The organism is Thalassolituus sp. (genome assembly GCF_984348125.1).
On the sequence record NZ_CFHJLR010000013.1, the window covers coordinates 85463 to 107143 of the forward strand.

24 protein-coding genes are annotated in these 21681 nt (G+C 51.7%); 19 read left to right on the forward strand and 5 right to left on the reverse strand.

The genetic code is table 11. The features are described from left to right. The first annotated feature begins 5 nt into the window (after positions 1-5). Both AC5E51_RS10725 and AC5E51_RS10730 read left to right on the forward strand, forming a co-directional pair. The gene (locus tag AC5E51_RS10725; RefSeq protein ID WP_297533113.1) at positions 6-1133 is read left to right on the forward strand and encodes an imelysin family protein; all 1128 of its coding nucleotides are present in this window, start codon (positions 6-8) and stop codon (positions 1131-1133) included. A gap of 41 nt (positions 1134-1174) precedes the next feature. Beyond that, positions 1175-2404 carry a hypothetical protein gene (locus AC5E51_RS10730; RefSeq protein ID WP_491778570.1) on the forward strand — a complete coding sequence of 410 codons (1230 nt, stop codon included), beginning with the start codon at positions 1175-1177 and terminating at the stop codon, positions 2402-2404. On the opposite strand, the gene AC5E51_RS10735 is transcribed toward AC5E51_RS10730, so the two are convergent. The 4 genes from AC5E51_RS10735 to gpmI all read right to left on the reverse strand — a co-directional run bounded on the left by AC5E51_RS10735 (position 2395) and on the right by gpmI (position 7430). Further along, complete coding sequence (locus tag AC5E51_RS10735; protein WP_491778571.1) at positions 2395-3279, reverse strand: divergent polysaccharide deacetylase family protein; 885 nt, start codon at positions 3277-3279, stop codon at positions 2395-2397. The two genes, AC5E51_RS10730 and AC5E51_RS10735, sit on opposite strands and share 10 nt — an antisense overlap. 14 nt (positions 3280-3293) lie before the next feature. Further along, positions 3294-4655 (reverse strand): S41 family peptidase, encoded by a 1362-nt coding sequence (locus AC5E51_RS10740; protein WP_491778572.1) that lies wholly within the window; start codon positions 4653-4655, stop codon positions 3294-3296. A 100-nt stretch (positions 4656-4755) separates the two neighbouring features. Further along, on the reverse strand, positions 4756-5877 hold the full coding sequence (locus AC5E51_RS10745) for a murein hydrolase activator EnvC family protein (protein WP_491778573.1): 1122 nt from the start codon (positions 5875-5877) through the stop codon (positions 4756-4758). Between the two features lie 17 nt (positions 5878-5894). After that, a complete protein-coding gene (gene gpmI, locus AC5E51_RS10750) occupies positions 5895-7430 on the reverse strand; it encodes a 2,3-bisphosphoglycerate-independent phosphoglycerate mutase (RefSeq protein WP_491778574.1) in 1536 nt (511 codons plus the stop codon). 174 nt (positions 7431-7604) lie between these two features. On the opposite strand from gpmI, the gene AC5E51_RS10755 reads away from it, so the two are divergent. Together AC5E51_RS10755 and secB are read left to right on the forward strand one after the other, a co-directional pair. Next, entirely contained in the window at positions 7605-8018 is a 414-nt protein-coding gene (locus AC5E51_RS10755; protein ID WP_491226459.1) for a rhodanese-like domain-containing protein, read from the forward strand. Positions 8019-8038: 20 nt separating this feature from the next. Beyond that, entirely contained in the window at positions 8039-8503 is a 465-nt protein-coding gene (gene secB / locus AC5E51_RS10760) for a protein-export chaperone SecB (RefSeq protein ID WP_491226460.1), read from the forward strand. Between the two features lie 70 nt (positions 8504-8573). Here secB and trmL read toward each other — a convergent pair whose 3' ends face one another. Next, positions 8574-9038, reverse strand: a complete 465-nt coding sequence (gene trmL, locus AC5E51_RS10765) for a tRNA (uridine(34)/cytosine(34)/5-carboxymethylaminomethyluridine(34)-2'-O)-methyltransferase TrmL (RefSeq protein WP_491778575.1) — start codon at positions 9036-9038, stop codon at positions 8574-8576. A 181-nt stretch (positions 9039-9219) separates the two neighbouring features. On the opposite strand from trmL, the gene AC5E51_RS10770 reads away from it, so the two are divergent. The 15 genes from AC5E51_RS10770 (at position 9220) to AC5E51_RS10840 (ending at position 21612) form a co-directional block, all read left to right on the forward strand. Next, entirely contained in the window at positions 9220-10164 is a 945-nt protein-coding gene (locus tag AC5E51_RS10770; RefSeq protein ID WP_491226462.1) for a hypothetical protein, read from the forward strand. After that, positions 10148-10834, forward strand: a complete 687-nt coding sequence (locus AC5E51_RS10775) for a hypothetical protein (protein WP_491778576.1) — start codon at positions 10148-10150, stop codon at positions 10832-10834. The genes AC5E51_RS10770 and AC5E51_RS10775 overlap by 17 nt, the downstream gene beginning before the upstream one ends. Next, positions 10831-11496 carry a type II secretion system protein M gene (locus AC5E51_RS10780; protein ID WP_068439332.1) on the forward strand — a complete coding sequence of 222 codons (666 nt, stop codon included), beginning with the start codon at positions 10831-10833 and terminating at the stop codon, positions 11494-11496. The genes AC5E51_RS10775 and AC5E51_RS10780 overlap by 4 nt, the downstream gene beginning before the upstream one ends. Then, positions 11489-11812: a hypothetical protein gene (locus tag AC5E51_RS10785; RefSeq protein WP_301181829.1), complete on the forward strand. Its 324-nt coding sequence runs from the start codon at positions 11489-11491 to the stop codon at positions 11810-11812. Before AC5E51_RS10780 ends, AC5E51_RS10785 begins: the two co-directional genes overlap by 8 nt. Positions 11813-11822: 10 nt before the next feature. Then, positions 11823-13427: a pilus (MSHA type) biogenesis protein MshL gene (gene mshL / locus AC5E51_RS10790; protein WP_491778577.1), complete on the forward strand. Its 1605-nt coding sequence runs from the start codon at positions 11823-11825 to the stop codon at positions 13425-13427. A gap of 1 nt (position 13428) precedes the next feature. Continuing rightward, positions 13429-14310, forward strand: a complete 882-nt coding sequence (locus AC5E51_RS10795; protein WP_068439336.1) for an ExeA family protein — start codon at positions 13429-13431, stop codon at positions 14308-14310. Positions 14311-14320: 10 nt separating this feature from the next. Further along, positions 14321-15370 carry a tetratricopeptide repeat protein gene (locus AC5E51_RS10800; RefSeq protein ID WP_491778578.1) on the forward strand — a complete coding sequence of 350 codons (1050 nt, stop codon included), beginning with the start codon at positions 14321-14323 and terminating at the stop codon, positions 15368-15370. A gap of 3 nt (positions 15371-15373) precedes the next feature. Next, on the forward strand, positions 15374-17089 hold the full coding sequence (locus AC5E51_RS10805) for a GspE/PulE family protein (RefSeq protein ID WP_491778579.1): 1716 nt from the start codon (positions 15374-15376) through the stop codon (positions 17087-17089). Next, complete coding sequence (locus AC5E51_RS10810) at positions 17089-18306, forward strand: type II secretion system F family protein (protein ID WP_491778580.1); 1218 nt, start codon at positions 17089-17091, stop codon at positions 18304-18306. Before AC5E51_RS10805 ends, AC5E51_RS10810 begins: the two co-directional genes overlap by 1 nt. Positions 18307-18407: 101 nt before the next feature. Then, entirely contained in the window at positions 18408-18911 is a 504-nt protein-coding gene (locus AC5E51_RS10815) for a type II secretion system protein (RefSeq protein ID WP_491778581.1), read from the forward strand. Positions 18912-18928: 17 nt separating this feature from the next. Beyond that, positions 18929-19396: a prepilin-type N-terminal cleavage/methylation domain-containing protein gene (locus AC5E51_RS10820; protein ID WP_491778582.1), complete on the forward strand. Its 468-nt coding sequence runs from the start codon at positions 18929-18931 to the stop codon at positions 19394-19396. Positions 19397-19403: 7 nt separating this feature from the next. Beyond that, positions 19404-19868: a pilus assembly FimT family protein gene (locus AC5E51_RS10825; protein WP_491778583.1), complete on the forward strand. Its 465-nt coding sequence runs from the start codon at positions 19404-19406 to the stop codon at positions 19866-19868. A gap of 16 nt (positions 19869-19884) precedes the next feature. After that, complete coding sequence (locus AC5E51_RS10830; RefSeq protein WP_488046196.1) at positions 19885-20370, forward strand: type IV pilus modification PilV family protein; 486 nt, start codon at positions 19885-19887, stop codon at positions 20368-20370. Then, positions 20370-21197 carry a prepilin-type N-terminal cleavage/methylation domain-containing protein gene (locus AC5E51_RS10835; protein WP_488046195.1) on the forward strand — a complete coding sequence of 276 codons (828 nt, stop codon included), beginning with the start codon at positions 20370-20372 and terminating at the stop codon, positions 21195-21197. Before AC5E51_RS10830 ends, AC5E51_RS10835 begins: the two co-directional genes overlap by 1 nt. Further along, a complete protein-coding gene (locus AC5E51_RS10840) occupies positions 21187-21612 on the forward strand; it encodes a hypothetical protein (protein ID WP_491778584.1) in 426 nt (141 codons plus the stop codon). The genes AC5E51_RS10835 and AC5E51_RS10840 overlap by 11 nt, the downstream gene beginning before the upstream one ends. The last annotated feature ends 69 nt before the right edge of the window (positions 21613-21681 follow it).

Below are 21681 nucleotides of genomic sequence, written 5' to 3' on the forward strand. Positions count from 1 at the left end.
CAACTTTGAATAAGCCAGAAGCATTACCCAGCTGCGTCCCTAATGATGACGGATACCGTAAAAATAATGTCAGAATTGCAGTCGCGATATTACTGGCTGGAGCGCTCACAGCCTGTGGTGGTGAGCGTAAAAATGATCCGCTCATTCTGACTGATGACACGCTAAATACCGCACTGACACGCATTGTCGATGAGACAGTGATTCCTAATACAGAAGCTTTCGCTGTTGACGCTGATGCGCTGGTGTCTGCCACCGTTAGTTTTTGCGAAGACCCCGATATAGAAAGGCTCGAACAGGCTCAGACGGCCTGGCAACAAAGCAGTGTCAGCTGGTATCGCGTACTCCCGTTTCTGTTTGGACCGCCGGACGATAACCTGCTGACGCCAGGGTATCTGTATATTGATTCGTTGCGTCAGCGCGGTAATGACTACATCTCAACCGTGCGTACAGAAATCAATGAGTCAGCCTCTGGCAGTGAAACATTAAACGACGCGTACTTTGAGGGGCTGAGTTTTACTAAAGTAGGCCTGCTGGCCTTAGAAGTCGCTCTGTTTGAAGACGCCTCTGAAAGCACAACTGATTCAGACATCGTTGCCGGTTTTATTACAGAGCCCCGACGTTGTGACGTTCTGGAGGGGCTGGCCCGTTTGCAGGCGAACTATGCCAATGACTTTTATCAGGGGTGGACAAGTGATTATCAGAACTCCGGTGAAGCTTACCGCGAGCGCTTTCTTCGTGGCGCGACGGATGATGGCTCGGCGCCACTGACTCTGCTTCTGACCAGTGCACAAGAACATCTTAACTATCTGAAGCAGAGAACAGTGGCTGATCAGGCTGGCCAGATATCCGGCACCAGTTGGGCACTGATGCAGGCAACAATGGAAGCGACTGAGGTCATTATTGAAGGTGGTGGTGATTCAGTTGTCACGCTTGCCTCTCTTATGCTGGCGGCCCAGGAAGAGTCCGCGTTACTGAGCGTGCGGGATAATTTTGAACGAGTCTACGAAGCGGTTATTGATCAGAGCAATCTCGATTTTTATACCGCAGCCGGACTATTGGATGGCAACTTTAAACGAGAAATTCCCGATGCCCTGGCCGTAGAACTGGGTATTAATTTCAGTGATGGCGATTAATAAATAGTGCCCTCAACAGGATCAGATACAGGACATACACAATGAAAACGAACACGAAAAAACACGGGCATTTTTGTAATCCGATGCTGGCAACGCTGTCGCTCGCTATTTGTTCACTCGCGGTTGGGAACGTATCGGCGCAGGAAGCAGCAGATGAGCCGGTCTCGCGCGCAGAGCTTGAACAGCGTATCTCTGAGCTTGAGTCTATATTAAATGAGAGGCTGGGTGCGCTCGCGGATACTATGGATGAAAGCCTGGCTCAGGAGTCGACGAAGCAGGTTCACCTTGGCGGTTATGGCGAGCTGCACTACAACAATCTGAGTACCGACGACGAAGATAAGCGTCAGATTGATCTGCATCGACTGGTGCTGTTCGTAGGTTACGATTATTCAGACTCGATCCGCTTTGTTTCTGAGTTTGAAGTTGAGCACACTCTGGTCAGTGGTGGCAGTCAGTATGGTGCGGTAGAAATTGAGCAGGCCTATATCGAAATGGATGTTCTCAATGGCGCCCAGTTCCGTACCGGTGTTATGTTGATGCCGCTCGGTATTGTCAATGAAACACATGAGCCACCGACGTTTTACGGAACAGAGCGTCCGATTATCGAGACCACGGTTATTCCATCCACCTGGTACAGTGCGGGTATCTCACTGTCAGATACGCTCGATAACGGCCTGAGCTACGATGTCCTGATTACTGAAGGATTTAAAACCGAAGATCCGACCACCAACGACGCCGCAGATCCCTTTGATCTGAAAGCGGGCAAACAGAAGTCGTCGTATGCGTCGGTATTTGATCCTGCTATCACGGCTCGCTTACGTTACCGTGGTATTACGGGCCTCGAAGTTGCGGGTTATACCCAGTACCAGCCAGACCTTGATCAGAGTGCCGAGGAGTCCTATGCCGATTCTGCATTACTGTTGGGCGGTCACGTGATTTACACCCTTAAAGACACAACCTTTACGGCGCTGTATGCCCGTTGGGACCTTGCAGGCGATGCCGCCGAAGCAGCAGGCAAGTCCGAACAGTATGGCGGCTATGTTGAGGTCTCGCAGCGCTTAGGCGAAAAGTGGGGCGTTTTTGCTCGTCAGAGTAACTGGTCTCAGGAAGAAGACGATAACGCCGCTCAGACTGATTTTGGGGTGAATTATTATCCGCATCCTGACGTTGTATTTAAGGCGGATGTTCAGATGCAGAATGACGACGCTGAAAGCCGTGGTGATATTAATTCAGGCAGCGGTTTCAACCTTGGGATGGGTTATCAGTTCTGATAACTAAGGTTGCTAAGTTGAGCCTCTGCCTTGTTCTTTACTGGCAGAGGCAACCGCAGCTCGAGTCTGGATTTCAGCTCAGCTTTATCGGCTGTGTGAACAGAGTTCAACCACGCTTCTTCCTGAAGATGTTGATCTGCGCGGGTAATAATCACTTCATCGGATGCGATCAACTCGGGTAAAACGACTTCGAGAAAATCGAGTGTCTCAGGGTAAGGGTGACCGATTAAAATGGCGCTGCCTTTACGCTCTGCAATATCCATTGCGCGTTGAAACTGTTGGAAAAGCCCGTCCAGACTGCGGTCATTATCGAGAAAGACATCGCGCCGGTCTGTTGGTATTCCCGCCTGCTGAGCTTCACTTTCGGCCACGCTCAAGGGGTTAGTGAGGCTATCGATAAAATACAGCCCGCGTTGCTGAACCACCTTCATAATACTGCTCATGGCGGTCTGATCCGCGGTTAGAACACTGCCCATATGGTTGTTAACCCCCTGCACATGAGGAATTGAGTCCAGGCTCTCGGACAGAATTTCCTGAAGTTCAGCGGGTGTCATGTCCTGAGTCAGGGCACCTGGCCCTAAAGCTGCCCCAGTGGCGTTAGCCATAGGGGCGTGAAGCATGATGCCCTTGTTATTCTCCGCCGCTTTATTGGCGAGACGTTTTGCGTGAGGGGTATGAGGCAGAAATGCCAGTGTTACCGGGCCGGGAAGCGCGACAGCGCGGTCACCTAACGGACCGTTGTTGCCGACATCATCGATAATGATAATGAGGGTCGGCGTACTGCTTTCAGCGGCGCTCGCCGGTGAAGAAATCACCGGTAGAGCGGACAGTGCAATAAGCGCCAGAAAAAGCGCAGAGAGAGGCTTTCGTATCACCGCGCGGTTCATCCTTATTCGGCAGTAGGACTGCTGCTTCTGGCTTTCTTAGGGCTAAGAATCGAGACACCACGGAGCAGTGTATGTGCTTCATAAAGCTGGAAATCACGACGAATCAGATCATCGCTCTTATTTTCTTTCTGGCTCTCTTTGCTGTTCTTTGAAGTGACTTCGCCGTCAGGGTTTTCAAGGTGCCCGGGTAAATCAGACTCTTTGTAGTACTGTTGTTCACTTGGCGTCACTTCGCTTTGCTCGACGACGATATCCGGCACGATACCCTGCGCTTGAATAGAGCGGCCATCCGGTGTGAAGTAGCGGGCTGTGGTCAGTTTGACCGCAGCGGTTTCTGAAACTGGCAGAACCGTCTGAACGGAGCCTTTGCCGAAGGATTGAGTGCCCACGATGACGGCACGGCTGTGATCCTGTAAAGCACCAGCGACAATTTCTGACGCCGAGGCAGAACCACCGTTGATTAGCACAACAATAGGGATGTCTGGCACCAGAGTGTCTTTGCGCGCTTCGTAGCGGACATCTGACATATGCGAGCGCCCTTCGGTGTAGACGATCAGGCCTTCTGAAATAAAGGTATCGACGACAACAACTGCGGCCTGGAGTACTCCGCCCGGATTGTTACGCATATCCAGAATCAGGCCATTGAGGTCAGAACCGTTTTGCCAGGCGCGCAGCGCTTCCTGAAGTTCAATGCCGGTGTTTTCCTGAAATTGCGTCAGGCGGACATAGCCTATTTCGCCGTCGAGCATTTCGGTACGGACGCTGGCCACTTTAATTTCCGCGCGCTCAATCGTGAAACTGAGAAGTTCGGCTTCACCTTTGCGGCGTACTTCTAACGTAATCGGCGTACCGGGTTCGCCGCGCATGAGTTCAACGGCATCGCTCAGTGATAAGCCCATCACGGGTTCGCCATCGAGGCTGACGATCAGGTCGCCAGCGCGTATTCCTGCACGTTGTGCCGGGGTATCGTCGATCGGTGTAATGACACGAACCAGGCCGTTCTCCATGCCGACTTCAATACCAAGGCCGCCGAACTTGCCTGAGGTATTTTCCTGGAGGTCGGAGAAGTCTTCCTCCTGAAGGTAGGCGGAGTGCGGATCGAGAGAATTGAGCATGCCTTTAATGGCATTGTTGAAAAGCGTCTTGTCATCGACCTCTTCAACGTACGAGCTGCGGATGCGTTCGAATATTTCGGTGAACGTGCGAAGATCCTGAAGGGGCAGTTCCTGCTGGATTTGCGGGCTGCTTTCAATCGCCGACTGATCCTCTGTGATATCTACTGCGGTCTCTTCAGCGATACCTGATAACGGCATAACGATGACTGCACTGGCAATCAAGGGGCGGAGCAGATGTTTCCTTAGCATGTTCACTCGCTCTGTATAACGTGCCGCAAGCATGGCACAAAACTGTCTGGCTGTTAAGAATGGCCTGTTCAGAGGCGTTTTTCTTCTTAATCTGGTTGTTTTATCCGCGCTTCAGCCAGGCCGCCGGGTCTTGCGGTTGACCTTTATGACGAATCTCAAAGTAGAGGGCGGCGCTCTGTTGTCCGCCGCTTTTCCCGGCGGTCGCAATAATTTCACCACCATTTACCCAGCTGCCAACGTCCCTGAGCAGGGTCTGATTGTGAGCATAAAGGCTGAGGTAGCCATCGCCGTGGTCAAGAATTAACAGCAGACCAAAGCCCCGGAGCCATTCAGAAAATACAACCCGGCCATGATGTATCGCGCGGATGTCTGCGCCTTCCCGTGTGCCTATCTTCCAGCCTTCCCAACGTGCATTGGGGCCATTGCGGTTGCCAAATGCAGCGATTACAGGGCCGGCAAGTGGTCGGGGGAGCTTGCCGCGCATCTTACGGAACGGCACTTCATCGTTATGTCGCGGGCTGTTACTGACCAGTGTTTCAACTTCGGCCAGCAGGGATTCGAGGCGTTTTCGGTCAGCTTCGCGCTGTTTCAGACGTTCACTTTCGCTGCTCATCTGGCGATCAAGCTTAGCGAGCAGGGTCTCTTGCTCTGCGCGGCGCGTCTCGAGTTGTTTGTTTTCCCGCGTCAGGCGCGCATCACTCTCGCGTAACTGAGCTTCCTGCTCTGCGATCAGGACTTCGAGATTATCCAACCGGTTCAGTTCGGCGATGGTGTTACTGAGGTTTTCAAGGCGGGCACGGTTGAAATAACCGAAATAGCGGGTCATTCGTTGGTTCTGGGCTGGATCGTCCTGAGCGAGCCAGAAGCGTATGGCTGCCTCATCACCCATCTGTCGGGCAAGGCGTATCTGTTCACTTAATAGTTTCTGATGGCGGTTACGGAGCTGACGAACCTGGGCCTGCTCCGCCTGAAGCTTTTTTAGGCGAATCTGCTCCTCACGCAAACGAGCGCGGGTAGCTTCTATCTCTTTGATCTGCGCGGCTATTTCCTGATCGGATTTGCGCAGGCGTTGTTGCAGCTCATCATGCTCTTCTCGGGCTTCTGTGAGCCAGCTTTGCAGCTTTTTGATTTCGGCTTTGATCTGATCCAGACGTGCCTGGTCATCAGCCTGAACGGTCAGGCTGATGATCATAGTCAGGATGACAACAACAGAACGTAGCATGAGGTCGTAAGTCTGGATTACCTGGTCAGTAGCGAAACACCGGTCATTTCAGCCGGTTGTTCGACGCCCATAATATCAAGAAGGGTAGGTGATACGTCACACAGGCGTCCGGTGTTCAGGCCACCTTCCGCACGGTTGTGGACGTGAATCAGATTCACTGGGCCGGTGGTGTGCTGAGTCATCGCCTGGCCATTTTCATCCAACATCTGCTCGGCATTGCCGTGGTCGGCAGTAATCAGGCACTCGCCACCCACTTCCAGAATCGCGTCAGTTACTTTCTGCAGGCAGTCATCAATGCATTCCGCGGCTTTAACAGCAGCGTCGTAGACACCGGTGTGACCGACCATGTCGCCGTTTGCATAGTTACAGACGATCAGGTCGTAACCCCCATTTTTAATGGCGTCGACCAGTTTATCGGTGACCTCTGGGGCGCTCATTTCGGGTTGCAGGTCGTAAGTGGCAACGTCTGGTGACTTCACAAGAATACGGGTTTCGCCGTCGTACTCCTGTTCGCGACCGCCTGAGAAGAAGAAGGTCACGTGGGCGTATTTTTCTGTTTCAGCAATACGCAGTTGCTTCATGCCTTTGTCAGAAATGTATTCGCCAATGCCATTGACCAGCTTTTCCGGCGGAAAAGCACAGCTGGCTGGAATGTCAGCGGCGTACTCCGTCATCATGACGTAGTCGCACAGGGCCGGGTGAGCCTGGCGCTCAAAGCCTTTGAATTCATCACCTTCGACAAACGCGCGGGTGATTTCACGGGCGCGGTCTGGGCGGAAGTTAAAGCAGATGATGGCATCGCCGTCTTCCACTTTGCCCGGCTGGTCGCCAATCACAGTGGCTTTAACAAACTCGTCGTTTTCGTCACGCTCGTAAGCGGCTTTCAGCGCATCAACACCTGTTGGTGCGGAAAACTCAGCCTGACCGAGTGTCATCGCATTGTAGCCTTGCTCGACCCGATCCCAGCGGTTATCGCGGTCCATCGAATAGAAACGGCCAATGACCGTTGCAATCGAGGCATTACCAAGTGTCGCACAATGCGCTTCAATTTTGCTGAGCGACGGCTCGGCTGAGCGTGGTGGCATATCGCGGCCGTCGAGAATCGCGTGGATGCAGACCTTGCTGACACCTTTCTCTTTGGCCATATCAAGCAGAGCAATCAGGTGATCTTCATGACTGTGAACACCGCCCGGTGATAACAGACCAAGCAGATGCACGGCCTTGCCTGTCTCTGCCGCTTTGTCCATCGCCGCTGCGAGAGCAGAATTACTGGTCAGCTCGCCATCGCGGATGGTTTTGTTAATGCGAGTGTAGTTCTGATACACGATGCGACCAGCACCCAGGTTCATGTGGCCAACCTCAGAGTTACCCATCTGGCCATCCGGCAGGCCAACGGCCTCGCCTGAGGTCTGAATCAGAGCGTTCGGGTACTCATCGAGAAGGCGATCCCAGGTTGGGGTATTAGCATTGGCAATGGCGTTGTTCGCGGTTTCTTCGCGGTAGCCCCAGCCATCAAGAATAATCAGGGCGGTCGGTTTTGGTCGCGTGGTCATGTCCGTACACTCAGAATTACAGCAAAACGGCAGTATACCTTACCCCCGTGCGACACTGAACAAAGCGCCCACGAATAATTGTCATATACAGGAATGACAATGCGCCGGCGGTGGAGGCATAGCGCCAGTGACGGTATACTCCGGCCTCCATATTGAAAGACAGTAGACAGGCTAATGGATCAGTACATTGAATTTGTCGTAAATCACTGGTGGCTGGTAGGTATCTGGGCAGCGTTTCTGATCGCTTTGCTCTGGGATAATAACCGCCGCAACGGGCAGACTGTGTCCACCGCTGAAGCGACGACTATGATCAACCGCCAGAACGCATTGGTTCTGGATATCCGCGACAAGGCCGACTTCAAAGCAGGTCATCTTGTGAATGCGGTCAACATTCCGTATGCCAGTCTTGCTCAGCGTATGAGTGAGCTGGACAAAGAGCGCGAGCGTCCCATTGTACTGGTGTGCAAAACAGGCCAGACCGTTAGCATGGCAGGTAAGATGCTGCGTGAGAAAGGCTTCAACGCTGTACGTATGAAAGGCGGCATGATGGAATGGAACAGCCAGAATCTGCCAGTCGTTAAGAATTAAATCTGATAAGGAACCAACCAATGGCCGAAAATAAAGAACAGGCGCAGTTCGCTCTTCAGCGTATCTACACCAAAGACGTGTCATTCGAAGCACCTAACTCTCCAGCGGCATTTACCAAGCCGTGGAAGCCAGAAGTAAAGCTCGACCTGAACACCAATGGTCGTAAAGTCGATGAACAGCACTATGAAGTGTCTGTAAAAGTGACCGTAACAGCAAAGAACGACGGCGATACCGCGTTCCTGGTTGAGCTGGTTCAGTGTGGTCTCTTCGTTGTGGCGAATATTCCAGAGCAGCAGATGGGTCCGATGCTGGGTGCCATGTGCCCTAATATTCTGTTCCCATACCTGCGCGAAAACGTCGATAGCCTGGTGATCAAAGGCGGTTTCCCTGCGCTGATGCTGGCGCCGATCAACTTTGATGCTCTGTATCAGCAGCGCGTTAAAGAAGCTCAGGCTCAGCAAGCTGGCGAACAGCCAACGCATTGATAATGCTGCTTCAACAAAAACGCCCCGAAGATCGGGGCGTTTTTGTTTCTGTAAGACTCTCACTTCTGGCTTATTGTCCACCCTCATAGCCAAGCTGGCGCCAGGCCTCATAGACCATGACGGCTACGGCATTCGACAGGTTCATACTGCGACTGTGTGACAGCATGGGCAGACGCAGCCAGTCTTTTTCTTGAATCGTCAGGCGGACATCCTCGGGCAGGCCCCGGGTTTCTGGTCCGAACATCAGATAATCCCCCTTGGTGAAAGCAACATCAGAATGACGGGTCTTACCTTTTGTAGTCAGAGCGAAGAGGCGTTGTGGATGTTCGCAATCAACAAACGCTTCGTAGTCTTTGTGTATCTTTACGCTGGCCCACTCGCTGTAATCCAGACCCGCCCGGCGCAATGCTTTCTCTTCCATATCAAAGCCCAGGGGCTCAATAAGGTGCAGATGACAGCCTGTGTTAGCGCACAGACGAATTATATTGCCCGTATTGGGTGGAATCTCTGGCTCGAAAAGAACGATATGAAACACGCTGGAAATCCGGAAGTAGGGGGTGGTGTACTCGACGTACCAGAATAGGGATTTTGTTGCTTTGGGCCACTTACTGGGTCGGCTCGGGGTCATTATAGTCAGGCGTGTCGTCTCAGACCATCGCTTTTCCCACCATGGTCTACACTCAGATTCAGTAAGTTGAATTTGTGTGAGGGTTGCCATGCAGCTGCCGTGGCTGAAACAACGTCGAACTGCGCAGGGATGTCTGGGAATAGAGATCAATCATGGTCGGGCCTGGGCTGTACACCGCACTCAGCGTGGGGTCGTCTCCAGCTATATCGCAGAGGCTGATGAGTCAGGCTTTGCTGAATTATCAGAATGGATCGAGGCTCAGGGGCTGGCGGGTTCGCCGACCGTGGTCTGCATGGATAGCGAACGCTATGACTTGCAGCTTGTGGATGCTCCTCCTGTTCCACCGGAAGAGCTGACGGATGCACTGAGTTTTCGTATCGATGAGCTGGTCGGAGCGCCAGCGGCTGATAAGGTGCTGCAGGCATTTCCTCTTCCCGGCGATGCGTATCGTGGGCGAATGAGCATGGCGTTTGCCGCGATTACTGACAGGGCATATCTGCAGGAAATCGTTGAATTCTGCCGCGATAGCAATCTTCAGTTAGAGCAGATCATCATCAATGAGTTGGCGGTTCTGAATCTTCTGGCAAGCATTGAGCCGGAGGACAGCGTCGCGGTCGTTCGCCTCGAAGGAAGTAGCGGTGTCATTTATCTCTACCGCGACGGCGCACTCTATTTCACTCGTCAGATTTCTCTGGGAACCGACGACCTTGGCCTCAGCTCGCTTAATGTCGAAGAGGGTGGGTTGAGTATGCAGCCAAACAGCCGCATTGATGTGCTTGCCCTCGAGTTACAACGCTCCATGGATTATTTCGAAAGTCAGTTGGGGCTAGGTGCAGTTTCTCAGTTGTGGATGCTGAAGTCTGATCTTGTTGATGTGACTGATGCCTTGGGCGAGCTGGAAGAGCGTGTGAATACGCCCGTCCGCCTGATGTCGCTGGAAAACTCCTTTAACCGTCAGGAAGATGACCGCCCACTCACGGCGTCTCTGGCCGTTGCACTCGGAGGGGCGCTTAGCTATGAGCTGGGAAATTAAACAACGGGTCAATTTCTATCTGGACGAGTTTCAGCCTCCTAAGATCCCTGATGATCTGAAGATGATTCTGATTGGTGCTGGCTTGCATGTTGGTATTGCGGTCGTTGTTCTTCTCGGTCTGGTGATTAACTGGCATTGGCAAGGGCACCGACTGGAAGGCATGCAGGAGCGCCAGGCCATTGTCGAGCAGCAGGTCGCTAATATTGAAAGTGAGCGTCCACCACTGAAACTGGATGATGCTCTTGTCGCTCAGCGCACCAAACTCCGTGAAGATCTTGAAAGCAGTCAGCGAGTTCTGCGCTATCTGACTCAACAGGAACTCGATAGCAGCACGTCATTCACCACCATGGTGAAAGAGTTAGGGGATCAGGATGTCCGGGGAGTCTGGCTCAAGAGTTTCGCCTTCTACGACGAGGGGCGTCACATCAATATCTCAGGCTTTACCGATGATCCGGCGAAAATCTCTCGTTACGTTTCTGACCTTCTTAAGCGCAGCGGTTTTTCTGAACAGGCATTCCGTTTCGTCGATGTCCGCAAACAGGAAGACAGCCGTTGGCTGACCTTCAAGCTGGATACCCGTCCGCGAGAAAAAGAAAAGCCGGCGGAGCCTCGTAATGCGGCACTGACGTCTGCCGAGTTGATGCGTCGTGCGAGGGAGGGGGTCTTATGAAAATTATCTGGTGGCAAGACCCTCGTATTGTCTCAGGGCTGGAAAAGTATCGTGAGTTGAGCGCCCGCGAGAGAAAGCTTGTACTGATCACAGCGCATGTTGTGATTGCGGCTGTCGTTCTGTTTTTTATCGCAGGCCCCATCTGGACCACGGCACTGAATGAACGTAAGCAAGCTAACGAACTTGAGTCTAACGCATTACGTCTTGAGGCTCATTTGCAGCGTTTACGCAGTACGCCAGTGCTTGACCCGAATGATGCTGTGCGCGATGACATAGAAAAAGTTTTGAGCCAGAAAGCCGTCGTAGATGAGCGGATTCAGAGTCTTACCGATACCCTGGTCGCCCCTGAAAATATGCCATCGGTACTGGAATCGATGATGACTCAGGACACCCGGCTCAAGCTGATCAGTCTCGAGAATAGTGAGGGCGAGAGCATCGCGCTCGGCTCTGAATACAGTGACGTCGACCTTTACCGCCATGGCATGAAAATTCGCATGTCCGCTGACTACCCGTCGCTGATGAGTTATCTGCAACGTCTGGATTCGATGCCATGGAAACTCTACTGGCAGTCGCTTGACTACACGGTTGAAAACTACCCCAGCGGTGAGCTTTATCTTGAAGTCTTTACCCTCAGTACCCGTGAGGAGATTCTCAGTGATTAGATCAGTCGTTATGGCGCTTTGCCTGAGCGGACTTTTCCTGAATGCGATGGCGGCCAGTGATCCGATGAAGCCGCCACAGTTCGCTCCTGCAGCGGTTGAGCAATCAGCAGTAAAGAGAACAAGCTTTACGCTACAACAGATAAAAATGAGTCAGAACGGAGCGTCTGCGGTAATTAACGGCAACTTAGTGAAAGAGGGCGATATCGTTTCCGGTGCCCGGGTTGTGAAAATTACATCAGGCAAAGTTGTTCTGAAATACAGGCAGAAACTTAAAACACTGTCTTTACTTAGTAATACGAAACATTCTGGTAAGTAGGATGCAGACTGTGAGAATATTTAGAAATACAAGGTTCGACCGAGCTGCTGTGATTGTTGCCAGCCTGCTTATGGCGTCATGCGCGACGACCTATACGCAGAAGCAGACAGATCAGAAAGCAGAGCGACCAGCTGCACCAAAGAAATTACTCGAAGCAGATGCTCCTATGCTGGCTGGCCTGGACCCGAAAAGCCTGATGCCAGAAATCGCCTTGCCAGAAAAAGCTGAAGAGCGTTTTGATGTCACTGCCAATCAGGTGCCTGCACCGGCATTCTTCAACAGCCTGGTCGAAGGTACTGGGATGAATATGATTGTTCATCCGGATGTCAGCGGCAAAATCTCTTTAAACCTTAAAGACGTAACTGTCCGTGAAGCCCTGATGGCTGTTCGTGATATTTACGGGTACGACTTTAATGAATCTGGATATGGCGTGCAGATTCTTCCTAAGGCTGCGCAAACCCGCATATTTCCGATTAACTACCTAAATGTCATGCGTTCAGGCCGTTCAGGTATGAAGGTCAGTAGTGGTATGACCAGTTCTGACGCAGAGAACAGCGGAGCAGCGACCTCTGTGTTCGGCGAGTACGACGGTAATCAGACTAATTCCTCAGAAGTAGAGACACTGACCGGCTCTGAATTCTGGAAAGACCTGCGTTCGACACTGTCTCTTATGATGGCTTCAGAGGAAGGTGCCTCCGTCGTCGTTGATGCGCATGCTGGCCTTGTCATTGCTCGTGCAATGCCTGGAACACTGACTCAGGTTCAGAAATACCTGGAGCAGGCTGAGCTGACTGTACAGAAGCAAGTTCTGATCGAAGCAAAAATAGTAGAAGTCACACTCAGTGACGGTTACCAGAGTGGTATTAACTGGAATACGATTGCGGCACAGACGGGAAAGAATGACGTCTGGGCAACACAAACCTCAACTGCTTTAAATGACCCGAATGAATTGGCTGGTATTTTCAGTCTCAATATCGATGCAGGTAACTTTGCCGGTGCCCTGAGCCTTCTGGAAACACAAGGTGATGTCGAGGTACTTTCTAGTCCACGTATCGCCACCGTCAATAATCAGAAAGCAGTGATCAAAGTCGGTAACGACGAATATTTTGTTACCGACGTGACCCGCACAACGACGGCAACGGTAACAGGCACCTCGGATACCCCTAAAATTGAGCTGACGCCATTTTTCTCGGGTATTGCTCTCGATGTGACCCCACAGATTGGTGATGACGAAGACATTACCCTGCACGTTCATCCGAGCGTGACAGAAGTCGAGGAAAAACAGAAACGTATCCAGCTGAACGATGATGAATATTCGTTGCCGGTCGCAGCCAGTACCGTTCGCGAGACAGATTCTATTGTTCGTGCCCGCTCAGGCCAGATCGTTGTTATTGGCGGACTGATGCAGAACAAGTCAAACGATGTTGTGCACAAGGTACCGGTACTGGGAGATATTCCTGTGCTGGGTGCATTGTTCCGTCAGACGCGCCGCGAGACAGTCCAGAGTGAACTGGTCATTCTTATTCAGCCCCGAATTATCGGTACACAGTTACCTGCGGAGCGTATAGAGCAGCTCAACAGCCGTTACTCTCGCGTGTTATTGCCGGAGTGGTGAGATGGATGTTACTGAGATCAAGCAAGCTTGCGAGTCACATTATGGACTGAGTGACACCCCTTTCTCTTTGACGCCGGATACCGGATTTTACGTCGGCCTTGAGTCTCATGACGAAGCATTTGAAGCCGTTCAGTATGCACTGGCTGGCGGTGAAGGTTTTATCAAAGTCACTGGAGAAGTCGGCACTGGAAAAACATTGTTGTGTCGGCGTCTTCTGAATCACCTTGAATCAGTTAACAGTGATACTGCTTATATTCCTAATCCGACGCTATCTCCCACAGCACTTTGGCTGGCAATCGGAGATGAGCTCGGATTATCTGGCCACTCTAGACTGAGCCAGCTGAGGGCGGATATTCAGCGTTATCTTCTTAATATCGCTCAGGAAGGACGGCGCCTGGTCCTGGTCATTGACGAAGCCCAATGTTTGCCAGCAGAAACGCTGGAGGCATTAAGACTCATTTCCAACCTCGAAACAGAACGTCAGAAACTGGTCCAGATCGTTCTCTTCGGTCAGCCTGAATTAGACGATATCCTGAGTGAGCAACGCTTCCGGCAACTGCGCCAGCGCATCACCACGTCCGCTCATATTGAAGCGTTACGTACGCCTGAGAGTGTCAGTCATTACCTGAATCACCGACTGGTCTGCGCAGGCTACCGTGGTGAGCCGTTGTTTACACGGGGGGCCGTTCGATTTTTATGGATCAGCAGCGGTGGTACACCGAGGCTGGTCAATGTTCTGGCCGCCAAATGCTTGCTGGTGGCCTTCGGTCAGGGCAGTAAGGCCATCCATGCTCAGCATGTAGAAAAGGCGGCAGCAGACACTGAAAGTATTCAACAACCGATCGCATGGCGTGAACGTCTGAAACTCGTTATCGGGCTATAAGGAGCGAACTATGAGTCTTATACATCAGGTTCTGAAAGATCTCGATGGTCAGCGAGAAGTCACACCCGGAGAAATTATTGGCTATGCCGATCACGAGTACAACCATCGTGTGATGATATGGCCTGCACTTGTGATCTCTATTCTTGCTGCTGTGTTTGTATTGTATTTCAGTCAGTATTTTGAGTCTGATCCGTCTGTAATTAATCGCAGTTCTATACCTGTTATTCCTGTAACGGGAACGAATCCAGCCGTTGTTCCCGTCATTGCTGAAGTGTCTGGCCCAGCAGAGATGCCTTTCAGCGACACAGGCAGAGAGACGCAGCAAATGCAGCAACCCGAAACAATTACGTTGGCCATTGCACCAGAACCTGAAGTGGCAGGTAATTCAGTATTTCTTGAAGAGGTAGCCGCTCAGGAACAGTCGCCACCTGCCGCGGTCGTCCAACCTGCTGAAGCCAGATCAGAGGCTCCAGTTTCAATTCCCGAAGCTCTGGTGGTCGACGAGCCTGAAGCAGCATCCGTGCAAGTCTCCGCCATAGAAGCCCACTCCACAGAAGCCTCCATTGCAAAAGACGCTAACGCAGCAAGTGCGAGTGTGACACGACGTCTGGACCCAGAAAACTTCTATATCCGGGCTGTGACCTACTATCGCAATGGAGACTGGCAACGGGCACTGTCTCAGTTGGATGAGGCGATCAAGCTGGGAACCGCGATTGAGTATCCCGCACTGCAGGCCCGTATTTATCTGGAGCAGGGGATGCGTGATGAGTTTATTGCTGCGTCCGAAAAATACGCCACGAATCAGAGTCGCATCTGGCTCAGTACGATTGCACCGGGCCTGCATATGTTTGGGCAGTATCAGGCGGCCGCAGAATACTACTCGCGCCTGATACAACAGGAGCCGCGTAATACACAGTGGGCTATTGCCCGTACTCAGGCACAAATAGACGCTGGCGCAACCGCCGCAGCACAACAAAGCCTTGAGTTCCTCACCGAAAATTACCCTCTGAGTAAACCACAGCAAGACTGGGTGAAATATCAGCAAGGGCTGCTGGAGTAAAACATGGAAGCAAGATTACGTCGTAAAGTTCGTGTCGGCGATCTGCTACTTGAGAAGCAGTTAATCGATCAGAAACAGTTGCAGATGGCGCTGGTAGAGCAGAAGCGCACCGGAAAAAAATTGGGTAAAGCGATTACGGATCTCGGTTTTGTCTCAGAGGTTAAATTGCTTTCTATTCTTTCTGATTACTTTGGTTATCCATTTATCGATCTGTCGCGTTTTCGTCTCGATAATGCGCTGATACAGCAGTTGCCTGAAACTCAGGCCCGTCGATATCGCTGCCTGCTATTGTCAGAAGAGCCGGGCGGAATGATGGTCGGTATGGCCGATCCGACTGACCTGATGGTTATTGATGATCTCCAGAGAATTCTTAAAAAGCCCGTTCTGCCAGCGTTTGTTCAGGAAGATGAGCTGCTCTCTATTCTCGATAATGTCTATCGTCGTCAGGAGCAGATGGCTTCCATTGCGGGTGAACTGGCGGGTGAATTACAGAGCAGCGACTTCGATATCAATGCCATTGTTTCAAGCTCTGATACGTCAGAGGCTCCTGTCGTACGTTTGTTGCAGAGCCTCTTTGAAGACGCCGTACAGGTAAAAGCATCGGACGTTCATATCGAGCCTGAAGAGAGCCAGTTGCGTATTCGCTTGCGTGTTGATGGCGAGTTACAAGAACAGATTATGAAAGAAAAACGCGTTGCCTCGGCATTGGTGTCGCGTTTAAAAATCATGTCGGGTCTGGATATTTCAGAAAAACGTTTACCGCAGGACGGTCGTTTTAACATCCGCGTACGCAATAAGAATATCGACGTACGTCTGTCGACGATGCCGGTGCAGTTTGGTGAGTCGGTGGTTATGCGTCTGCTCGATCAGAGTGGCGGCATTCTGAGCATGGCATCACTGGGTATGAGAGATCAGATCAGGAAACGCTTTGAGTACCTGATTGCGCGTCCGCACGGACTGATTCTTGTTACTGGTCCGACAGGTTCGGGTAAAACAACAACGCTTTATGCGGCACTGACTCAGCTGAATCAGGCCGAAAAGAAAATTATCACCGCCGAAGATCCTATTGAGTACAGACTTCCGCGAATTAACCAGGTCCAGGTAAATACCAAAGTGGGTCTCGAATTTTCGACCGTACTTCGTGCGGCTCTGCGTCAGGATCCGGATATCGTTCTGATTGGTGAGATGCGTGACCACGAGACGGCAGAGATCGGGTTGCGGGCAGCAATGACAGGTCACATGGTACTTTCGACACTGCACACCAATGATGCGCAGTCGGCAGCCGCACGCCTGATGGATATGGGCGTTGATAGCTATCTGGTCGCTTCTTCCCTCAGAGCAGTACTGGCGCAGCGGCTGATTAAAAAGCTTTGCCCGCACTGTACACAGAACTACGAGCCGGACGATCAGGAAAAAGCCTGGTTAGAAACCATGGAGCCGGGCAGCTCGTCGCGTCAGTACCTTAACGGGCGCGGTTGCCACCACTGTAATAATACCGGCTATCAGGGGCGTGTCGGTATTTACGAGTTACTGGAGCTCGATGCCAACATGATAGGTGCATTGCGTAAGGGGGATTCTCAAGGATTCTCTGAGGCAGCGCTTAAGTCACCGTATTTCCGGCCACTCGCTATGTCAGCCCTGGACTTTGCGACTGAGGGGGTGACCTCTCTGGAAGAAGTCTTCCGCGTTTCTGCGACTCTGGACGGCGAGGAGATCTGATGGCTATCTATCTCTATCGCGGTCGTGATAACTCGGGAGCGGCGGTAGAGGGCTCCCTGCAGGCAGGTAGCCGGGAAGTCGCCGTATCCCAATTGATGCAGCGTGGCATTACACCGCTAAAAATTCAGCAACAAAAAGCATTACCGGCAAAAGACGGTAAAACAGTCCAGCGTTCACGGAAAATTAAATCAGAAGAACTCGTTCTGTTCACCCGCCAGTTATATGCACTGACGAAAGCAGGTGTTCCTATTATACGAGCGCTGACCGGGCTGGCCGAGAGTGCCAACAACGATCAGTTGCGCACGGTATTGCAGGACATCAGCGAGCAACTGGTCGGTGGTTCTGATCTGGCTTCGGCATTTCGAAGACATCCTAAACTCTTCTCTCCTATTTACGTCAGCATGATCCATATTGGTGAAAGCACGGGTAATCTGGATGACGCTCTGCTGCGCCTGGTCGGACACCTGGAAATGGAACGTGAAACTAAAAAGCGTATTAAGTCCGCGTTGCGTTATCCGATCATGGTCGTCAGTGCTATTACGATAGCTATGGTGGTGGTCACCATGTTTGTGATTCCAAGTTTTTCATCGGTTTTTAATAAGTTAGGCGCTGATCTGCCGTTTGCTACTTTGATCCTTATTTCTGTCTCAGAATTTATGCAGAACTGGTGGCACGTATTGCTGGCAGGCCTGGTTGTCGGCGGTATTGCGTTCCGTCAGTTTATATCTACGGACGAGGGCGCAGTCTGGTGGGATCGCACTAAATTAAATATCCCATTGATTGGCAGCATCTTTGAGCGTATTGCGTTGGCGCGTTTCTCACGCTCGTTTTCTATGATGTTAACGGCCGGTGTGCCAATCCTGAATAGCCTGTCTATTGTAGCGGCCAGTGTTGGTAATAAATATATCGGTAATGCTGTCAGCGATATGGGGGATGGGGTCCAGCGTGGCGAAGGGCTGACTAATACGGCGCAGAGAACTGGCCTGTTCACACCACTTGTACTGCAGATGATGTCGGTTGGTGAAGAAACAGGGTCTGTTGACCGGCTACTTGATGAAGTCGCTGACTTTTATGAGGAAGAGGTCGACTACGAGCTCAAACAACTGTCAGATGCGATAGAACCGATTCTCCTCGTGTTTCTGGGTGCGCTGGTACTTGTGCTTGCACTGGGTGTTTTCTTACCCGTATGGGAGCTCAGTGGTGCGGTGTCAGGTTAGACACTGACGCCACATATGTAACAGAAGTTTTTGTAATTCAATATTTGTTTATTTTCGTTAAATCCAGCTTCAAAAATTCTATTGTTGACTAAGGTTTAAGTATGCCAACGACGTTACTGAACGTCGGCCGGAAACGAGGTTTCTCTCTACTCCAGTCGGCGATCGCATTAGCGGTAATGATGGTCGGGATACTGATTCTGGTGCCCCGGATGGACAACATTATCGAAGATGCCTGGCGTGCACATGTTAAGTCGGTGGGTAGTTCCCTGCAGACCGGAGTCATGATTTTCCGGAAAGCCTGGATGACCGATAAAAACAGCACCCTGCTTGAAGGCTTTGTCATGAATCAATATGGCTGGCCCGTACCGCAGGAACCGGAAGGGATGTCCGGATCAGGAGTAACAATGACACTGAGTTGTGAAGCGCTGTGGAATAGTCTTCTGGATATAGAAGTTCCGACACTGACCGCTGGTGATAATGCCAGCGCCGATTTCCGGGTCGAAGTCGTAGAGGGACATTGTCGGTACTACCACAGAGCAAGTGGCGACAGATTTTACATTGACTATAGCTCGGCCAATGGCCGCGTAAGCTGGAATATCCGATAACACACAGGAGTCGGGACATGAAAAAACAAAGAGGTTTTACACTGATCGAACTGATCATGGTAATTGTTATTCTCGGTGTGCTCTCTGCCTTTGCGCTGCCGCGTTTCGCAGATTTTGGTCAGGACGCGCGGGTCGCTAGTTTGAATGCACTTGCTGGTGCGCTACGAGCTGCTGCCAACATTGCACATGCGCAGCAGCTGGCAGATGGTTCAACGCCCGGTCAGCCAGTGGTTCTTGAAGGCGCCTCCATTGCTATGGTGAACGGTTACCCTCAGGCCGTACAGGCTGGCATCACTGACGCTGCTCAGGTCGCTGGTGACTACCAGATTACTCATGGAGCCGCCGCAGGTGGCGAAGAGGCTGTTTATACCCTGACAACTGGCGCTGGCTGTACTGTGACTTACACCGCTGCAACCGCCGCAGTGGAAAACGTGAATCCAATCACCGCCGCGCCAAAGGTTGTTGTTGATCCAAACGGTTGCTGAGGCTGATTTGATCCGCCAACGAGGCTTTACTCTGGTTGAGATGATAATGGTGATCACATTGATCGCCATTATCTCAATCGGCGCAAGCAGCCTTTTCCTGAATACCGATCGCTACACTACGCTTGCTGCTCGTGAGCAACTGGTGTCGGTAGCAATCCTTGCTCAGAGAAGAGCACTGGCAAATGCAGTGGCGGCAACTCCGGTCAATCTCACGGTTTCTCAGACCAGCTCTGATTGGCTTTTCACTGTTTCGCAGGGGACAACCACTTTTGGTACTAAAGAAGCGCCGCGCAGTGGCGCTGAACTAGCGGTTAATGGCGCATCATTGTCTGACGGCGGTAGCGTCACCATTAACTTCGATACGAATGCAGAAACGGGGGCTGCGACTCAGTTTGTTTTCTCCGCCGGTAACTCCCATTCACTCTGTATTTCTGCCAGCGGTTTCGCCTATATCGGTAATTGCCAGCCCTGAAGGAGGCACGCACTTTATGCTAAAAATGCGCGGCATGTCTCTGGTCGAAATGGTCATTACGATTGTTATTATTTCCGTCGCTTTAGTCGCTTCTCTGCGTGCGTTCAGTGTTCTTACGGGGCGCTCTGCTGACGTTCTTATTCAGACCCGGTCCGTCGATCTGGCTCAGCTCTATTTTGATGAAATACTGTCGCGCCGGTATGACGAAGCGACGGGTACTAATGGTGTACCGGCCTATACTGGAGCCTGTCGGATTACCGACGATGGTGAAAGTCGCGATAATTTCGATGATGTCGATGACTACAACGTGGTGGTGAATGAAGCCCCGGATACGATGGACGCTTCTCTGGCCACCGACTACAGCGGCTACACAGTGTCTATCAGCGTGGTCTGTGATGATTCTATTGGTGTGAATACCGGTGGTACTAAGCGCATACAAATCTCTATCAATGATCCGACCGGTGATACCTCAGTATTCTCTGTCTATAAGGGGAATTACTGATGTTGATGAAATCGCTGAGCGTAGTGAGTCTGTCGCGTCAGTCTGGATTCACGCTGGTAGAGTTGGTGATGACCATGGTCATCGCAGCGGTGCTGGGTACTATGTCAGTGCAGTTTATCCGCTCGACCAGTGAAGGCTTTATCGCCAGTAACGGCCGCGAGCAATTAGCGGCGGCGGGTTATGTCGTTAATGAACAAATCAGCCGTGCGCTGCGTGATGCGCTTCCGGGAAGTATCCGCACAACAGCCGATGGCTTGTGCGTTGAATACATGCCGGTGGTTGCTGCATCCATGTACACTGATTTATCGGTTAATTCAGCCGTCACCTCTTTTCGTGCAGCGCCTTATTCTGTATCCGACGGTGCGAGTGGTTACGTATCTGTTTATCCTATCGGATCGGCTAACCTGTACGCCCAGAATGATCCGGGCCCACTGACCCCTGATATTGGCTCTGTGCCTGCAGGAACAACAGAAGTCGATGTGACCCTGGCCAGCTCGCATACGTTTCCGTCAGATTCACCTGAGCGTCGCTACTATTTATCGTCAGCGCCAGAAACCATTTGTCAGGATGGCGCTTATCTTTATCGCTATCGCAACTATGGGTTTGTCAGTGACGTTGCCAATCTCAGGGCGGCCCTTCCCTCTGACCGGGCAAGTGGGCGTACCGTTCTGGCATTTCCGCTTCAGGCAGGATCTATGACTTTCCGCTATCAGAATCCGACTCTGGCCAGAAGCGGGCTGGTGGCTTTTGAGTACGTGCTGCAACACCCGACAACGGGCGAAACGCTGTCTATAGGTCAGCAGGTGAGGGTTGTTAATGTTCCGTGATAATAGAATGCGAGTATATCGACAGCAGCAGCGTGGCTTTGGTCTGCCCATGGCCTTATTTGTCATCACTGTTCTGGCTGTCATTGTGACCGCTATGGGGTCCATGCAAACGACCAGCGGTCAGTCGAGTGTGCTACATATTCAGGGAGAGCGCGCTTTTTACGCTGCTGAATCAGGTACCGAAGCGGCTCTTAATGTACTGCTGCCTCCGGATGGTTCTCCCGGGCGAGCCTGTGCAACTTCCCCATTTTTTACTGCGACTTTTACTGCTCCTGGTCTGCGCGGATGCAGTGTTTCCGTCAGTTGTGTTCAGATGACCGTCGATGGCGAGGATCTCTATACCCTGATATCGCAGGGTTCTTGTGGCACCGGACTTGATCAGGCGTCACGAACGCTAGAAGTTCGGGCTCGGTAGTGTCTCCCGCCTATAGCTAGATTGCCGTTACATAGCGCTGTGATTACGAGGTTAATACAGTCCATCGTG

What these genes read in the sequence shown, in the direction of transcription:
- gpmI (WP_491778574.1), bottom strand. Translation starts at nt 7,430, where the DNA reads ATGACCACGCGACCAAAACCGACCGCCCTGATTATTCTTGATGGCTGG.
- AC5E51_RS10780 (WP_068439332.1), top strand. Translation starts at nt 10,831, where the DNA reads ATGAAAATTATCTGGTGGCAAGACCCTCGTATTGTCTCAGGGCTGGAA.
- AC5E51_RS10770 (WP_491226462.1), top strand. Translation starts at nt 9,220, where the DNA reads ATGCAGCTGCCGTGGCTGAAACAACGTCGAACTGCGCAGGGATGTCTG.
- AC5E51_RS10755 (WP_491226459.1), top strand. Translation starts at nt 7,605, where the DNA reads ATGGATCAGTACATTGAATTTGTCGTAAATCACTGGTGGCTGGTAGGT.
- AC5E51_RS10745 (WP_491778573.1), bottom strand. Translation starts at nt 5,877, where the DNA reads ATGCTACGTTCTGTTGTTGTCATCCTGACTATGATCATCAGCCTGACC.
- AC5E51_RS10810 (WP_491778580.1), top strand. Translation starts at nt 17,089, where the DNA reads ATGGCTATCTATCTCTATCGCGGTCGTGATAACTCGGGAGCGGCGGTA.
- AC5E51_RS10775 (WP_491778576.1), top strand. Translation starts at nt 10,148, where the DNA reads ATGAGCTGGGAAATTAAACAACGGGTCAATTTCTATCTGGACGAGTTT.
- AC5E51_RS10830 (WP_488046196.1), top strand. Translation starts at nt 19,885, where the DNA reads ATGCTAAAAATGCGCGGCATGTCTCTGGTCGAAATGGTCATTACGATT.
- AC5E51_RS10730 (WP_491778570.1), top strand. Translation starts at nt 1,175, where the DNA reads ATGAAAACGAACACGAAAAAACACGGGCATTTTTGTAATCCGATGCTG.
- AC5E51_RS10805 (WP_491778579.1), top strand. Translation starts at nt 15,374, where the DNA reads ATGGAAGCAAGATTACGTCGTAAAGTTCGTGTCGGCGATCTGCTACTT.
- AC5E51_RS10840 (WP_491778584.1), top strand. Translation starts at nt 21,187, where the DNA reads ATGTTCCGTGATAATAGAATGCGAGTATATCGACAGCAGCAGCGTGGC.
- secB (WP_491226460.1), top strand. Translation starts at nt 8,039, where the DNA reads ATGGCCGAAAATAAAGAACAGGCGCAGTTCGCTCTTCAGCGTATCTAC.
- AC5E51_RS10795 (WP_068439336.1), top strand. Translation starts at nt 13,429, where the DNA reads ATGGATGTTACTGAGATCAAGCAAGCTTGCGAGTCACATTATGGACTG.
- AC5E51_RS10815 (WP_491778581.1), top strand. Translation starts at nt 18,408, where the DNA reads ATGCCAACGACGTTACTGAACGTCGGCCGGAAACGAGGTTTCTCTCTA.
- AC5E51_RS10740 (WP_491778572.1), bottom strand. Translation starts at nt 4,655, where the DNA reads ATGCTAAGGAAACATCTGCTCCGCCCCTTGATTGCCAGTGCAGTCATC.
- AC5E51_RS10800 (WP_491778578.1), top strand. Translation starts at nt 14,321, where the DNA reads ATGAGTCTTATACATCAGGTTCTGAAAGATCTCGATGGTCAGCGAGAA.
- AC5E51_RS10835 (WP_488046195.1), top strand. Translation starts at nt 20,370, where the DNA reads ATGTTGATGAAATCGCTGAGCGTAGTGAGTCTGTCGCGTCAGTCTGGA.
- AC5E51_RS10820 (WP_491778582.1), top strand. Translation starts at nt 18,929, where the DNA reads ATGAAAAAACAAAGAGGTTTTACACTGATCGAACTGATCATGGTAATT.